8 protein-coding genes are annotated in these 15986 nt (G+C 41.8%); 2 read left to right on the top strand and 6 right to left on the bottom strand.

The window, feature by feature from the left end:
- Window positions 1-2: 2 nt before the first annotated feature.
- Genes HMPREF1532_RS19765 through HMPREF1532_RS19775 form a run of 3 tightly spaced genes read right to left on the bottom strand, consistent with a single transcriptional unit; the run spans window position 3 to window position 4863 of the window.
- Window positions 3-1472, bottom strand: coding sequence for a glycoside hydrolase family 125 protein (locus tag HMPREF1532_RS19765; RefSeq protein ID WP_005934229.1), 1470 nt, complete (start codon window positions 1470-1472; stop codon window positions 3-5).
- 20 nt (window positions 1473-1492) lie between these two features.
- Window positions 1493-2686, bottom strand: coding sequence for a glycoside hydrolase family 76 protein (locus HMPREF1532_RS19770; protein ID WP_005934231.1), 1194 nt, complete (start codon window positions 2684-2686; stop codon window positions 1493-1495).
- A gap of 50 nt (window positions 2687-2736) precedes the next feature.
- The gene (locus tag HMPREF1532_RS19775) at window positions 2737-4863 is read right to left on the bottom strand and encodes a glycoside hydrolase family 97 protein (RefSeq protein ID WP_005934233.1); all 2127 of its coding nucleotides are present in this window, start codon (window positions 4861-4863) and stop codon (window positions 2737-2739) included.
- A gap of 353 nt (window positions 4864-5216) precedes the next feature.
- Between HMPREF1532_RS19775 and HMPREF1532_RS19780 the strand changes: the two genes are divergently transcribed.
- Window positions 5217-9338 (top strand): hybrid sensor histidine kinase/response regulator transcription factor, encoded by a 4122-nt coding sequence (locus tag HMPREF1532_RS19780; protein WP_044097597.1) that lies wholly within the window; start codon window positions 5217-5219, stop codon window positions 9336-9338.
- Between the two features lie 70 nt (window positions 9339-9408).
- Here HMPREF1532_RS19780 and carB read toward each other — a convergent pair whose 3' ends face one another.
- Window positions 9409-12636 carry a carbamoyl-phosphate synthase (glutamine-hydrolyzing) large subunit gene (carB, locus tag HMPREF1532_RS19785; RefSeq protein ID WP_005934236.1) on the bottom strand — a complete coding sequence of 1076 codons (3228 nt, stop codon included), beginning with the start codon at window positions 12634-12636 and terminating at the stop codon, window positions 9409-9411.
- Between the two features lie 79 nt (window positions 12637-12715).
- Window positions 12716-13045 (bottom strand): hypothetical protein, encoded by a 330-nt coding sequence (locus HMPREF1532_RS21895; RefSeq protein ID WP_224206467.1) that lies wholly within the window; start codon window positions 13043-13045, stop codon window positions 12716-12718.
- A 196-nt stretch (window positions 13046-13241) separates the two neighbouring features.
- Here HMPREF1532_RS21895 and trpS point away from each other — a divergent pair, with 196 nt between their 5' ends.
- Window positions 13242-14333, top strand: a complete 1092-nt coding sequence (gene trpS, locus HMPREF1532_RS19795; RefSeq protein WP_005934241.1) for a tryptophan--tRNA ligase — start codon at window positions 13242-13244, stop codon at window positions 14331-14333.
- A 97-nt stretch (window positions 14334-14430) separates the two neighbouring features.
- On the opposite strand, the gene HMPREF1532_RS19800 is transcribed toward trpS, so the two are convergent.
- Complete coding sequence (locus HMPREF1532_RS19800) at window positions 14431-15615, bottom strand: OmpA family protein (RefSeq protein WP_005934244.1); 1185 nt, start codon at window positions 15613-15615, stop codon at window positions 14431-14433.
- Between the last annotated feature and the right edge of the window lie 371 nt (window positions 15616-15986).

Genomic DNA, 15986 nt, shown 5'->3' on the forward strand with positions numbered 1-15986 from the left:
GCTTATTGTATGCTGTTCAGCAAATCAGTTTTCCCTTCATTCACCAGTTTCAGAATCAATTCACCGAACAAAGTGTTCTGCCAAGCAAACCATGCACGGGTAAAATTAGCAGGATCATCCTTATGGAAAGATTCGTGTATGAATCCGGTACCGGCATCTGTATCTATCAGCATTTTGACACAATCTTTTATTTCCTCATCATCTTGACTGGTAAATGCCTTCATCATGATACTCATCGGCCATATCATATCATAACCGATGTGTGGACCACCAATTCCCTCACCAGCTTTACCTTTAAAAAAATAAGGATTATCCTTACTCCATACAAAACGACGTGTATTCTGATAAATCGGATCGTTTATATCTACATCTCCCAAATAAGCCATTGCTAACAAACTGGGTACATTCGCGTCATCCATCAATAAATGATTACCGAAACCGTCTACTTCAAAAGCATAAATGGTGCCGTATTTAGGGTGGTTGTAAGTTGCATACTTCTGCAATGCCGTTTCGACTTCCTCCGCAAGATCGGTACATTGCTGTGCAAGATTTGTATTTTGATTCACAGTCGTTAGTATCTCAGCTGCTTTCCGCAATGAAGACACAGCAAAAAAATTAGAAGGAACCAGAAATTGCAAAGTAGTTGCATCGTCCGAAGGCCGGAAACAGGATACAATTAATCCCACCGGATTAACAGGAGCGCCCAAGCCATTGTTATTCAGTGTATCAAGAGCACGTTCCGTTTTACGTTGAAATTTATAATAGTCCACTCTTCCCTTACGCTGTTGTTCCTTGAATGTTTTCAATATATTGGTGATAGCTTGTATCCATTCGCTATCGAATACACTGGCATCACCGGTTTCTTTCCAATATTGATATGCTAAACGGAGAGGATAACAAAGAGAATCTATTTCCCATTTACGCTCATGAAGTTCCGGTTTCATGTCTGTCAGATCGGACATCCAATCCCCTCCTTTTGCACCATCATTGAAAGCATTGGCATACGGATCTATATTAATACACTTAAACTGACGCCGGATTACACCTTCGAGCATTTTCTTCAATTCAGGGTCTTTATGAGCCAGCTGTATATAAGGCCATACCTGCGCACCGGAATCACGTAACCACATTGCGTGAATATCTCCTGTATATACAAAGGTATCCGGTTTACCGTCAGTTGTCCGATAATGTACGGTTGTTTCAAGTGTGTTCGGAAAACAATTTTCAAACATCCAAGCCAGTTTCTGGTTAGTCAACAGTTTCTTTACACGCAAAATCTCTGTTTCAACAGCCTTAGAAGTAAATAATCTCTTCTTTACAGGCGGACGGTTCGTTTTATATGCTGCTGCCAGACACGCCTGATTTACAATGACCGTATTATCTTTTACAATGACAAAATCGGTTGCTTTCACAGACTTCCCCATCAACAATGCGGTTGCAATTACACACAAACTAATGTTTTTGTTTTTCATATTTTCTTATCTTTAATTGTTTACAAATCTTTTATTTGAGCCAGACGTGCATACATTTCCACTATAGCAGCCTGTGTCAACAGCCACTTCTTTCCGTCTTTATCTACTCCGCTTAAATCAACATTGAACAGTCCATTATCATCACGAGCATTATCCCAGGCATACGTCAAACTCCGGTTGAAAGCATCCAGATACTTCTTATTATTATCCTGCTTGTAAAGTTCGATAAATCCACGGAGCATAACGGCCGTAAACCAGATATCTCCTCTCTTAATCAATTTAAAAGTATTACCATCCGCCGGAGTAAAATCAACAAAGAAATAATTATAACATTCCTTCGCTATATTTTGTGCATCTGTCAGATAAGCCGGAATGCCGGTCAATTGGTAAAGTAATGCTGCGGCCTGCATCATCTGTCCGCTATTATAAGCAAACTTAGCTCTCCCTATTTTACCATCCAATCGGATGTTATCAAAATAAAGATAGTCTGTAGAATCCTGCAAATGTGTCTTTGTCCATTCATACAGCACTCTGCCACGAGACAAGAAAAGAGTGTCTCCAGTCGCTTTGAATAATTTTAGCGCCAAAACAGCTCCGGGTGCATTAGAACAAGTATTTTTACTCTCTTTCTTCTGCTCACACCAATAAATACCACCACCGAGTTGATCATCCGTCCCGCTTTCAACAAAATTCCATATCAATCGGGCTTTCTCAAGATATCCGGCTCCTTTAGTCATCTGATAAAGATCGGTAAAGTCAATGCCAAGCCACACATTATCGTCATAAAAACGATCAGACAACGGCGCCGTCCGGATATATGATGAATAAGCCTGAGGTTCCCTACGGGTATCAAAGTACTCTTCCAGCCCCGGCAATACTTTTTTATCCAGCAACTCTTTATACTTTGATTGGCCGGTAGCCTCCAACAAAGCATTCACAGCTGAAAACGTTCCCGAATACGGCCAAAGGTACGAATATTGATTCGGCATATTTGCCTGCTCTTCAGAAGCAAGATAAGTAACAGTATTCTGTTGATCGAAAGGATAATTCTCCCGTAATAAATTTCCATCCGGTTGAGAGTAATTCTGATAAAGAGAATCCAATGTTTCCTGAGCTCTCAACAAGTTAGGATTCGTATTCGATTGTTCCTTCTGAGCACAACCGACCAAAGCAAGCGCACATAACGAGTGCAATAAAAAACGTTCTAAATTCATATCTCTACTAAATTATATATTATCAATTCTTTCGTGGAAAGTTATAATTCCTATTTCTTTTTATTATCTGTTATTTCAAACAAACTGATAGCAAAACCACTGCCGATGGATACTGATTGTTTAAACTTCGACTTATTAGTTACCACCATTTTGCGAATAGTGTATGCCTGCTGATTGTTCTCATAATCAGTATCTGCAGCATCTGCATAGACGGTAGCCATGTATTTCTTACCGGGATCCAAAAAATCAAACTGAAAAGCAGCTATATGCGGTTGTGCACCGGTCGTTCCTCCCACAAACCAATTACTCGAGCCTTTTTCCTTACGGGCAATCGTCAGATATTCATAAGGTTCCGCCTCCAAGTAAACTGATTTATCCCAATCTACAGCTACGTCTTTTATAAATTGAAATGCATCTGGGAAACGTTCATAATTCTCCGGATAATCGGCCACCATCTGTAACGGACTATACATCGTAACATATAGCGCCAATTGATTGGTTATCGTGGCTTTCATCTTCTCATGACGATTTGGATTAATTTTAGATAAATCCAACTCAAAAATTCCGGGAGTGAAATCCATCGGACCGCCAATAAGCCGTGTAAACGGAAGAATAGTCGTATGCCCCAATGGAACACGAGACATGAATTCATTTCCTCTTGCCGATTCATTTCCTATTAAATTCGGATATGTCCGGCAGATTCCTGTCGGACGAACTGCCTCATGTCCATCGACCATAATCCGATACTTAGCCGCTTTTTCCACCACATATTGAAAATGATTAACCATCGGTTGACTATAATGATATTCGCCGAGTGGTACTATCGGCCCCACATAGCCTGTTTTCACCGCATCATACCCATACTGTTTCATAAATTGAAAAGCTTCATCCATATGACGCTCATAATTTCTGTATGCCGAACCAGTTTCATGATGCATAATCAGTTTCACATTCTTGCTATGTGCATATTCATTCAGTTCTTTCACGTCAAAGTCAGGATAAGGAGTCACATAGTCAAAATTAAATTCTTTCCGATTACTCACCCAATCTTCCCATCCGATATTCCACCCTTCTACCAAAACTGCATCAAAACCATTTTTTGCGGCAAAGTCGATATATCTTTTCACATTCTGACTATTCGCCCTATGATTGCCGTGAGGTTTTGCTTTCGTATAATCAGTTTCGCCTATTTTTATAGTAGGATAGTCCGATGTGTAATCCCATGAACCCCCACCGGCTATCATTTCCCACCATACTCCGACAAATTTGGTAGGTCTGATCCATGAAGTATCTTGAATTTTACATGGTTCATTCAAATTTAATGTGATACGAGAAGCTAAAATATCTTTTGCTTCAGTACCTACGATAATAGTACGCCAAGGAGAGACTCCCGGTGCCTGCAATGTCCCTTTAAAACCAACTGCATCAGGAGTAAGATGTGACTGGAACGTTCTATTTTCACTATCCAGTTCAAGATGCATACACGGATAGTCGAGTAAAGCGGCTTCATGTAAATTTATATACAATCCGTCATCTGTTTTCAGCATCAAAGCTGTTTGTACGGCAGCTTCTCCGATTACCTTCGAAGCTATATTCTGGTGATCGACAGCCTTATTCATCAGCCCCCGGATCTCAGACATCTTAGATTTTGTATATCCATACTCCTGCGTACAATAATCTCCCGGAATCCAATAAGCTGTATGATCACCAGTCATCGCAAACTGAGTGCATTCTTCCTTCACTATAAAATGCCTCAAGTCTTTCTGCATCGGAAATTCATAACGAAATCCCAAACCATCATTAAAAAGACGAAAACGGATTAGCATTCTGCGGTTCTTTTCTTTCTGTACTAATGTTACCGCCATTTCATTATACTGATTACGGATATCTTTCTCTTCACCCCATACAGGCTGCCAAGTTACGTCAAAAGAAGAAGTCTGAATATCACCCACCTCAAAATCATCCAAAAACGACTTATCATCATTAACTAATTCAAAACCAAGTCTGCTGTTTTCTATTACTTGCTTGTCGCCCAACGATAGAGCATATGTAGGAATTCCATTGCCGGCAAGAGTAAATTTCAAAATCAGATTACCGTTGGGAGATTTCAAATTATATGCGAAAAGTTGTTGGAAAGCAACCAACACGAGAAAACTAAAAAAAACAATATTCTTCATATCATGACTATTATTCAAGTTAACAATTTTACAATGTAGCATCAACTATACATTGCCATAAAAAATCCCACTAAAAGTCATCCTGTACAATCTTTACCTTAAAAAAACAAGTAGATAATACCCTATATCCTCCTTTTGTTTAGATGTTCCAAAGTTACGTGCCCGACCCGACAATTAATATATGATTTTATGACATTAGTGTATATTTAAAGCCTAAAGGCAACATTATAAACATATATGTCATGAAATCGTATACTTTTAAAGTTCTCTTTTTGGAACGGTTTTCTTTTTTATCTAACTTTGTACTCAACAATCACACCCCCTTTTATTTATTGAAATTCACAGTTTCTATTATGAGAGTTTCCGGTCCATACTATCTTCTTTTGTCCATCCTTTTCCTTCTCTGTTGTAGTATCGGAAAAGCAGACTCATACAACGTAAGACAGTTTTCCAGTCAGAACGGTTTATCCAACAGTGCTATTCTTTCTATTTGCCAAGATAACAACGGACTTTTATGGTTAGGTTCTTGTGACGGTCTTAATATATTCGACGGAACCACTCCCCGTTTGTATAAACCAACCGACACCCGGGTCAACTTCTCCGGAAATATCATAGGTAATATTATAGAGGCAGAAGAAAATGTACTATGGATACAGACCAACTACGGTCTCGACCGTTTCGACATCCGTCAACAAACCGTCCAAAGTTTCACAGAGTTTAAAGATACCAATAAAATGGCAAAAAGCCGGGATAATGACATCTATCTCATGAAAGATGACGGATATATCTACTGTTTCCGCCAAGGCGATAAACAATTTCATCGATTAGATACGGAGAAATTTATTTTCGATAATATTTTGCAGATAGTTGTGGATGAATCGGATGTCCTTTGGATATTTACTTCAGACGGCAATAATAAAAGTTATCAGTTGAAAAAAGAGGGTGAAAACGTCACACTTTCTATCAAAGATTATTTCCAGCATCCGGAAAAATTAATAGGAGTATCATTCGAAAGCAATCTGCTTTATTTCATTGACAGTTCGCATGCTTTCTATGAATACGATCTGAATAGCAAAAAGAAATATTACATAACGGACGTCGAAACAGAAATACAAAAACGAGGTGAAATTTCATCGGTCATCAAAAAGCAAAACGACTACTACATTGGTTTTAAGAGTAGCGGTCTTATCCGATTGAAATACCAACCCGACCAGAAAATAAAATATATCACACAATCTACCGATATCGCGTGTGGTATATTTTGCTTGGTAAAGGATAAATTTCAAGATATCATCTGGGTAGGGACAGACGGTCAAGGAGTGTATATGTATTTCACAGATGCATTCTCTATCCAAAACACCTTGCTAAATACTCCCGCTTACCAGATAAACAACCCGGTACGCGCACTCTTTCTGGATAACGAACAAACATTATGGATAGGAACTAAAGGAAACGGTATCCTTCGAATGCTTAAATATACTCCGGAAAAGGGAAAGCCAACGGCTACCGAGAGATTGCTCACAAACAACAGTGCACTGACCGACAACTCCGTCTACTGCTTTACACCCAGCCGTTGGAAAAGGCTTTGGATCGGGACTGAAAGCGGCATTAATTATTATTCCTATCAAGAAAGAAAACTAAAACAATTTCCTGTTACCGCCGGCGGGAAAGCGGTAAAATATGTCCATTCTATCTGCGAACAAAATGACAGTACCCTCTGGATTTCTACTGTTGGAGAAGGTATCGTAAAAGTCTCACTAAATACATCATCGGGTATACCTACAATAAAAGATGCAGAAAGAACCGTATTGGATGGGGGAAAACGTGCATCTAATTACTTTTTCATTTCTTTCCAGGAAAACGATTCTATTCTATGGTTTGGAAACCGGGGATACGGAGCCTATCGGATAAATACGGAAACCGGACGAATGAAACCTTATCTGTTTAATGAAGCAGTCAAGAGCCAGACTGTAAACGACATATTTGCCATTCTCAAGAATGAAACCGGTTACTGGTTCGGAACCAGCTTCGGATTGACACGAATGTATGACGGTAATTACCATATATATAATGAAACGGACGGCTTTCCCAACAATACGATTCACGGTATCCTTGAAGACAGACAACAATATCTATGGCTCAGTACCAATCAAGGGTTGGTAAGATTTAATACCCGGATGAATACGATACAAGCCTATCACCAGCAAAACGATTTGAGAGTAACGGAATTCAGTGACGGAGCCTATTTTAAGGATGAACGTAGCGGTACTCTTTTCTTTGGCGGTACCAACGGATTTATAAGTATCCATGAAAACGATTTCAAAGAGACAGAATATATGCCCGCTCTGCAATTCAACCGTCTATTCATCTTCGGCAAAGAGTATAATATCAATGAGTTTCTGCACGAAGACAAACAGAAGCACAAAGTTTTGGAACTGGATCACAGTCAGAATTTCTTCGGACTGTCTTTTATTGTCATCGACTATCTGAACGGAAGCAACTATACCTATTACTATACAATCGAAGGATTAAGTGACAATTGGATAGAGAACGGAACATCCACAACGACCATGTTTTCTAATCTTGCACCGGGACAATATACCCTGTGGGTGAAGTACCGGAGCAACATAACAGGTAAAGAAAGTGCCCCGCAACCTTTAACGATCCGCATTACCCCGCCCTGGTACATGACCTCTTTGGCCTATTGGTGCTACTCCATACTCTTTATAGGATTTATTGCATGGTGTATACACTTGTCCATAAAGCGGTATCGCCGAAAAAGAGACGCGATGATAGAGAGAATAAATCGCCGGCAACGGAACGAACTATATGAATCCAAACTTCGTTTTTTCACCAACGTGACTCACGAATTTTGTACGCCACTCACATTGATTTACGGACCTTGCCAAAGAATACTCACATATCCTTCCACCGACAATTATATCCGTAAATATGCCTCTATCATTCAACAAAATGCCCAAAAACTGAATGCCCTGATTCTGGAGCTCATCGAGTTCCGACGACTGGAGACCGGCAACAAAACCCTTGAAATCCAAAAGCTGCCCGTCTCCGCACAAACCCAAAACACGGCCGATTCTTTTAATGAATTAGCCGAAAGCAGGAAAATAAACTATCAGCTAAAAATAGAAAAAGAGGTCTACTGGAACTCGGATGCCGGTTGCTTCAGCAAGATTATCAACAATTTACTGTCCAATGCTTTTAAATACACGCCGGAGAACGGTATGATTAGCATAGAACAGTACGTAGAGAACGAGCAATTGCATATCCGCATATCAAATACGGGCAAAGGGATTGAAAAGGAAAATCTTACAAAAATATTCGACCGTTATAAGATACTGGACAATTTTGAGATACAGAATAAAAACGGAATATCGCCACGCAATGGCCTGGGACTGGCTATCTGCCATAGCATGGTAACTCTGCTGAACGGACAAATCCGGGTAACAAGCACCCCTAATCAGCTTACGACTTTTGAAGTAATCCTGCCCGCCCTCTCCATAACAGCCACCGATACAGAACGGCCTATGTCAATGGAAATGGAAACAGTGATACAAGAAGGCAACGAAACGATGGAATTAGAAAGTCCGACACCGACGTACGACACTTCCCGGCAAACCATCATCGTCATTGACGACGATCCTTCTATGTTATGGTTCGTAAGTGACATTTTTGCGAACAAATACAACGTGTTCTCTTTTAACGATACAGAAAAAGCAATGGAACAATTAAAGCTGAGACCAGTCGATTTAATCATTTCGGATATTATGATGCCGGGTACGGATGGAATATCTTTTGCCAAACAAATAAAATCGGATAAGCTACTCACCCATACTCCCTTGATCCTCTTATCCGCCCTCAACAGCATTGATGACCAGATGAAAGGGATTGATTCCGGCGCTGAAGCATACGTCACCAAACCATTCAATACCGATTATCTGATAAAACTTGCAGAACGCCTTATCCAACGGGAAAAAGATTTAAAAGAATATTACAACTCTGTATTCTGCACATTCAAATTAGACGACGGACAGTTCCTGCATAAAGAAGATAAGGTATTCTTCGAGAAGATGATGAAAATTATCGATCAGAATATTACTAACCCGGAATTGTCTGTAGAGCTGCTGAGTAGTTCTTTAGGGTACAGCACACGCCATTTCTACCGGAAGCTCAAAGAAATAACAGAGCAAACTCCTGCTGATATCATCAAAGAATACCGGCTGGCAATAGCTGAACAGTTATTACTTTCTACCAACTTGACTGTCGAGGAGATCATGGACAAATCAGGATTTATGAACCGGGGAACTTTCTACAAGATATTCTCGCAAAAACATAACATGCCGCCACGGCAGTACAGGGAACGACAAAAAAAAGATTTTAAGAAAGCGTGTTCTCCACAATGTTCCTCTTCACATAGGGAAGGAGAAGCACCTCAAACTGTGAGTGAAGAAAATTGAGAAATAAAAAAGGGCGATAAAGCATGCTATGTACAGCTTTATCGCCCGGTTTTATTGGTTATAATCCACCTTATTTATACTCCTGCCAGCTCTTGATCTGGATATCTTCCAGTTTCAACTCACAGAACGCTTCGATGAACGCACCTGCCAGACGGGCATTGGTAATCAAAGGAATATTATGATCGATGGCTCCGCGGCGGATGCGATAACCGTTCGTCAGCTCACGCTTAGTATGATTCTTAGGTATGTTCACAATCAGATCGAACTTATGATCGGCAATCATCTTCATCACGTTGTTTTCTGCTCCCGGCTTTTCATCCGGCCAATATACCGGAGTCGTATCTACCCCGTGTGCATTAAGGAACGCAGCAGTACCGGCAGTAGCATAAATCTTATACCCTTGTGCAAACAAAGCACGGCTTGCATCCAGCAAATCTACCTTCGACTTCATAGCACCGGATGAGAACATCACTCCTTTATCTTTGGAAGGTATCTTGAAACCGGTAGCGATCATAGCGCTCATCAATGCTTCCGAAAAGTCATCACCGATACAACCTACCTCACCGGTAGAAGACATATCCACACCCAAAACCGGGTCTGCCTTGTGCAAACGCGAGAATGAGAACTGAGAAGCTTTCACACCGATCCAGTCGATATCGAAAGCCGACTTATCCGGACGACTATAAGGAGCATCCAACATAATACGGGTAGCTGTTTCAATGAAATTACGTTTCAGTACTTTAGAAACAAACGGAAAACTACGCGAAGCACGCAAGTTACATTCGATTACCTTCACCTCGTTGTTGCGAGCCAGGAACTGGATATTGAACGGACCGGAAATATTAAGTTCTTTCGCAATCTGACGGCTGATCTTTTTGATGCGACGGGCCGTTGCAAAATAAATCTTCTGTGCCGGGAATACCAGTGTAGCGTCACCGGAATGAACGCCGGCAAATTCCACATGCTCGGAAATGGCATACTCTACCACTTCACCATTCTGGGCAACCGCATCAAATTCTATCTCTTTCGTATTTTCAAGGAACTGAGAAACAACCACCGGATACTCTTTAGATACTTCGGCAGCCATTTTCAGGAAGTTTTCCAATTCTTCATCATCATAACAAACGTTCATCGCTGCACCGGAAAGCACGTAAGAGGGACGAACCAATACCGGATAGCCCACCTTACCGACGAAACCTTTTACTTCTTCCAGACTGGTAAGCTCCATCCATGCCGGCTGGTCGATACCCAACTGATCGAGCATTGCAGAGAACTTGTTACGGTTTTCGGCCCGGTCGATAGAGATCGGAGAAGTACCCAAAACAGGCACTGACTGACGATAAAGCTTCATTGCTAAGTTGTTAGGAATCTGTCCGCCAACGGAAACAATCACACCGCGCGGTTGTTCCAGATCGATTACATCGAGCACGCGTTCGAAAGAAAGCTCATCGAAGTACAGGCGGTCGCACATATCATAGTCGGTAGATACCGTTTCGGGGTTGTAGTTGATCATGATAGACTTATATCCTAACTTACGGGCAGTCTGTACAGCATTAACCGAACACCAGTCAAACTCTACCGAGCTACCGATACGGTATGCACCCGAGCCGAGAACAACTACCGATTTTTCATTCTTATAATAGTTAACGTCATATCCCTCTACGGCATAAGTCATGTAAAGATAGTTAGTCAGCTCCGGATGTTCGGAAGCAACCGTGTTGATACGCTTTACAGCGGGAAGAATACCCAACGCTTTACGGTGTGCACGAACCATCAGGTTTTCTTTTTCCATATTACCGGTAGGATTCAGCACGAAACGCGCAATCTGGAAGTCAGAGAAACCGAGTATCTTCGCTTCACGCATCACGTCTGCCGGGATATCCTCTACCTTATCATAAGTAGAAAGTTTCGCCTTATAATCAACAATATTCTTCAGTTTGCCGAGGAACCACGGATCGATCTTTGTCAGTTCATAGATGCGGTCGATCGTATATCCTTCTTCCAAAGCCTGCGCGATGGCAAATACACGCAAATCGGTCGGGTTGGCCAGTTCTTTGTCAAGATCGTCAAAAGTAACATCATCATTCCCCACAAATCCATGCATTCCCTGACCGATCATACGGAGACCTTTTTGAATAATCTCTTCAAAAGAACGCCCGATAGACATGATTTCGCCTACGGACTTCATGCTCGAACCGATTTCGCGGGATACACCTGCAAACTTGGTAAGGTCCCAACGGGGTATCTTACAGATATAATAATCGAGTTGTGGCGCTACATAAGCAGAGTTCGGAGTACCCATCTCACCGATCTGGTCGAGTGTATATCCTAAAGCCACCTTAGCGGCAACAAACGCCAACGGATATCCGGTAGCCTTGGAAGCCAAAGCCGAAGAACGGCTCAGACGGGCATTTACTTCGATTACGCGATAATCATCCGTTACGGAATTAAACGCATATTGAATGTTACATTCACCTACAATACCGAGGTGACGAATACATTTCGTAGAAAGTTCCTGCAGCATTTTCAGCTCTTCGGCATCCAACGAACAAGTAGGAGCTACTACGATCGATTCGCCTGTATGGATACCCAACGGGTCGAAATTCTCCATACTCGCCACAGTAAAACAGTGGTCATTTGCATCGCGGATCACCTCGAACTCAATCTCTTTCCAGCCTTTCAAAGACTCTTCAACCAGAATTTGCTTAGAAAAAGCGAACGAGCTTTCGGCCAGTTTCAGGAATTCTTCTTCATTGGCACAAATACCGCTTCCCAGACCTCCTAAAGCATAGGCCGAGCGCACCATCACCGGATAGCCGATACGACGTGCAGCAGCAATGGCGTCTTCCATGTTCTCCACTGCCTGGCTGACGGGAGTTTTCATCTCGATCTCATCCAGCTTTTTCACAAACAGGTCACGGTCTTCGGTATACATGATAGCCTCAACGGAAGTACCCAATACTTTTACTCCGTACTTGTCGAGGATGCCTTGCGTATAAAGTTCCGCACCGCAATTCAATGCCGTCTGACCGCCAAATGCCAACAAAATACCATCAGGACGTTCTTTCTTTATAATCTCCTCTACAAAGTAGGTAGTCACGGGAAGGAAATACACCTTATCAGCAATTCCTTCAGAAGTCTGAATGGTTGCAATATTCGGATTTACCAATACGGAGCTGATACCTTCTTCTTTCAAAGCTTTCAGTGCCTGCGAACCGGAGTAGTCAAACTCTCCGGCCTGTCCGATTTTGAGTGCTCCCGAACCCAGAACCAAGACCTTTTTCATTTCCTTTTCCATTTCTCTTGTTGTTATTATGTTGTTTTCTTATAATTACCGCACAAAAAAAATGCGTTACCCTGATGAAAGGATTAACGCATTACCAAAGAACTAAATATCGTTTTTGGAGAAAAGAGAAGAAGTATACAGATTCCGGATGGAAGACATCCGAACGGAGATGATACTTGCTTCTGATTTCCTGCTGACTCATTGCTATTTTTAAAATTTGTGCAAAGTAACGACTTATTTCGATAAATACAAAAGATTCGGGAAAGAATATTTTAAGTAAAAACATATGATCGGGCAGAAAAGATTGAAAACTCCATCCGGCAGAGATGTGGTGCGGGCAGAGAACAAAAGCACGCAGAATACTTTGCACGCTACGCTTTTCTTTGTAGCGTCTCACAGTCATGAGACGGTCATCTCTCAATTGTGTAACGATCGTCTCTCAATCATGAGATGCACGTCTCACAACCGTGAAACGCTTATCCTACTTAGACATCTTCAACATAATAAGATCAGAACACGAATATAATAAGATCAGAGCGAGCTTTCCGGTCTATACACATTTCGGACATTCGTTTTTTATTCGTACCTTTGCAGTTAATATATTAAATGATAAAGAAATGGGAAAGATTATATTAACAGGAGATCGCCCGACAGGCAGACTCCACATCGGCCACTATGTAGGTTCTCTTAAAAGAAGAGTAGACTTGCAAAATGCCGGACAATATGAAAAAATGTTTGTATTCATTGCCGATGCACAGGCTCTGACCGACAATATCGACAATCCGGAAAAGGTACGCCAAAACGTAATCGAGGTAGCCCTCGATTATCTGGCCTGCGGTCTCGACCCGACGAAAGCAACCATTTTCATTCAATCACAAATCCCCGAATTATGTGAACTGAGTTTTTACTTCATGGATCTGGTTACCGTGTCACGTTTGCAACGCAACCCGACCGTAAAGACAGAAATTCAGATGCGTAATTTCGAAACAAGCATTCCGGTCGGTTTCTTTACCTATCCCATCAGTCAAGCCGCCGATATCACCGCATTCCGTGCAACAACTGTTCCGGTAGGCGAAGATCAGGAACCGATGATCGAACAGGCGCGGGAAATTGTACGCCGTTTCAATCACATTTACGGTGACACACTGGTAGAACCGGAAATTTTATTGCCGGACAATGCGGCTTGCCTTCGCCTTCCGGGTACCGACGGCAAGGCCAAAATGAGTAAATCATTAGGCAACTGCATCTATCTTTCGGAAGAAGCAGACGAAATACAGAAAAAAGTGATGAGCATGTTTACCGATCCCGACCACTTGCGTGTACAAGATCCGGGCAAGATCGAAGGTAATACCGTGTTTACTTATCTGGATGCATTCTGCCGCCCGGAACACTTTGAACGCTATCTGCCGGATTATCCGGATTTGAACGAACTGAAAGCGCACTATCAGCGCGGGGGATTGGGAGATGTGAAAGTGAAACGCTTCCTGAATGCCATCATGCAAGAGACACTGGAACCGATCCGCAATCGGCGAAAAGAGTTCGAAAAGGACATCCCGGCCATCTACGATATGCTGAAACAAGGATGTGATGTGGCAAGAGCCGCCGCCGCCGATACATTATCGGATGTTCGCAAAGCGATGAAGATTAACTATTTCGATGATGCAGACCTAATAGCCGAACAGGTAAAGAAATTTGCAGCAGAGAAATAAACAGAATAAACGGAGACGCAAACAAAAAAGGAGAATGAGTTCAAGAAACGAACACATTCTCCTTTTTCTGTTACTGTAAGGTTCTTTCAGAACCCCATTAATTGTTGGACTTCACCAATACGACACGGTTCAAGATCGGCTGGCCGAATTTATCAACACCGCCATTGCCATCTACACTTAAACGGTCTGCTGCAATTCCGTACTGTTTGATCAGTACATTTACCACTGCCTGCGCACGTTTCATACTCAACTCTTTGTTAAAGTCAGGAGTACCTGTTGCAGAATCGGCATATCCGTTCACGACATACTTCGTATCCGGGAATTTCTTCATCTGTTCAGCCAGATAAGACAGGTTCATTGCCTCACGCGGAGAAATCTCAGCAGAACCGATCTGGAAGAATACGGTACGGGGAGCGATGTTGGCATCTACAACGACCTGTTGCTCAATCACCTCAGTAGTGGGCTGGCTTTCTGCTTCCTGTAACTGTTGCTGCAAATCAAGATTAGCAGCAGCCATTGCATTCATCTGCTCGCGCATATTTCTCAATTCCATTTCAGAGATAATCTGCGGGAACGGACGTTGGAATCCACGGTTCGGAAAGTGGTAAGTCAAGCCGACAGAAGCACCGAGAATGCCATCGTAATCATGCTTGCCTCCATGTTGGCCGTCAAACTTTCCTTCCAATCCGGTAGCACTCAACTCCAGATTGATATCGACAGCATTGGAAATACGGAAACGGTTAATTAAACCGGCATTCATTGTAAATGCATGTATGCGAGGTTTGGTGTAAGAATGAGTAAAACCGGCTCCCAAATAAGGAATAATTTCGTAAACGCGATGCGAATTGTAACCGCCAAAAAGAGCGTTCAAATTAAACATGATATCACCATGCAGATTCATATAGTCAAATTTCTGCTTGTAATATCCGTCGCCCATTTCATTCCCGGTTACATACGGAGCTGTTTTGTCATATGAGAACCCTTTGGCTTGCAGACCGCTATACTGTAAACGCAATCCCAATCCGGGAGTAAACCATTTACCTACAGCGACATTCAAGACAGGACTGATACGATCTTTAAATTCTCCTGCATTATCGCCATTTCCGTAAAGCACCTGCGCACCCCCACCGATTGAGAAGAACCAGTTGCTCCAGAACGGATTAGTCAATACTTGATATTTATCCTGCACCTCTATTACTTCTGTTTCGGTAACAGTAACTTGTTGAGCCGAAGATGCGGCTGCTACGCCGGCAAAAGCCAGCAACATTAGAATCTTTTTCATATACCTAAATAGTTAAAGTGGTTATTGTTTTTTCCTATTGAACTGTTTAAATAACACCAATGGAACTAAAAGGTTTTGAAAAAATGAGTTTTTATGTTTCGTCTTCAATAAATACTCATGCAAACCACCATCAGTCGGAAGGTGAAGCCCATGATCCAAGATAGTAGCCAAATTGACAAGTACAGACAAAATATCTTTAGAAGACCGGCAGCACAGAATAATTTTACAGGAAACACTACAGACGATATAAACAGATATATATCAAATAGATAAGATAAAGAAAACAGAAAAACAGGAATGTGTATTCTCCGACAAAAGATATTAATATTAATGCCATGTTAAAATGCATTCTTTGCACACAAGAATACGTA

Origin of the sequence: Bacteroides salyersiae WAL 10018 = DSM 18765 = JCM 12988 (assembly GCF_000381365.1) — a bacterium.
Taxonomy (GTDB): Bacteria; Bacteroidota; Bacteroidia; order Bacteroidales; family Bacteroidaceae; genus Bacteroides; species Bacteroides salyersiae.

Excerpts from the sequence above, each read along its gene's own strand:
- HMPREF1532_RS19765 (WP_005934229.1), bottom strand. The coding sequence starts at position 1,472 with ATGAAAAACAAAAACATTAGTTTGTGTGTAATTGCAACCGCATTGTTG.
- HMPREF1532_RS19770 (WP_005934231.1), bottom strand. The coding sequence starts at position 2,686 with ATGAATTTAGAACGTTTTTTATTGCACTCGTTATGTGCGCTTGCTTTG.
- HMPREF1532_RS19775 (WP_005934233.1), bottom strand. The coding sequence starts at position 4,863 with ATGAAGAATATTGTTTTTTTTAGTTTTCTCGTGTTGGTTGCTTTCCAA.
- HMPREF1532_RS19780 (WP_044097597.1), top strand. The coding sequence starts at position 5,217 with ATGAGAGTTTCCGGTCCATACTATCTTCTTTTGTCCATCCTTTTCCTT.
- carB (WP_005934236.1), bottom strand. The coding sequence starts at position 12,636 with ATGGAAAAGGAAATGAAAAAGGTCTTGGTTCTGGGTTCGGGAGCACTC.
- trpS (WP_005934241.1), top strand. The coding sequence starts at position 13,242 with ATGGGAAAGATTATATTAACAGGAGATCGCCCGACAGGCAGACTCCAC.
- HMPREF1532_RS19800 (WP_005934244.1), bottom strand. The coding sequence starts at position 15,615 with ATGAAAAAGATTCTAATGTTGCTGGCTTTTGCCGGCGTAGCAGCCGCA.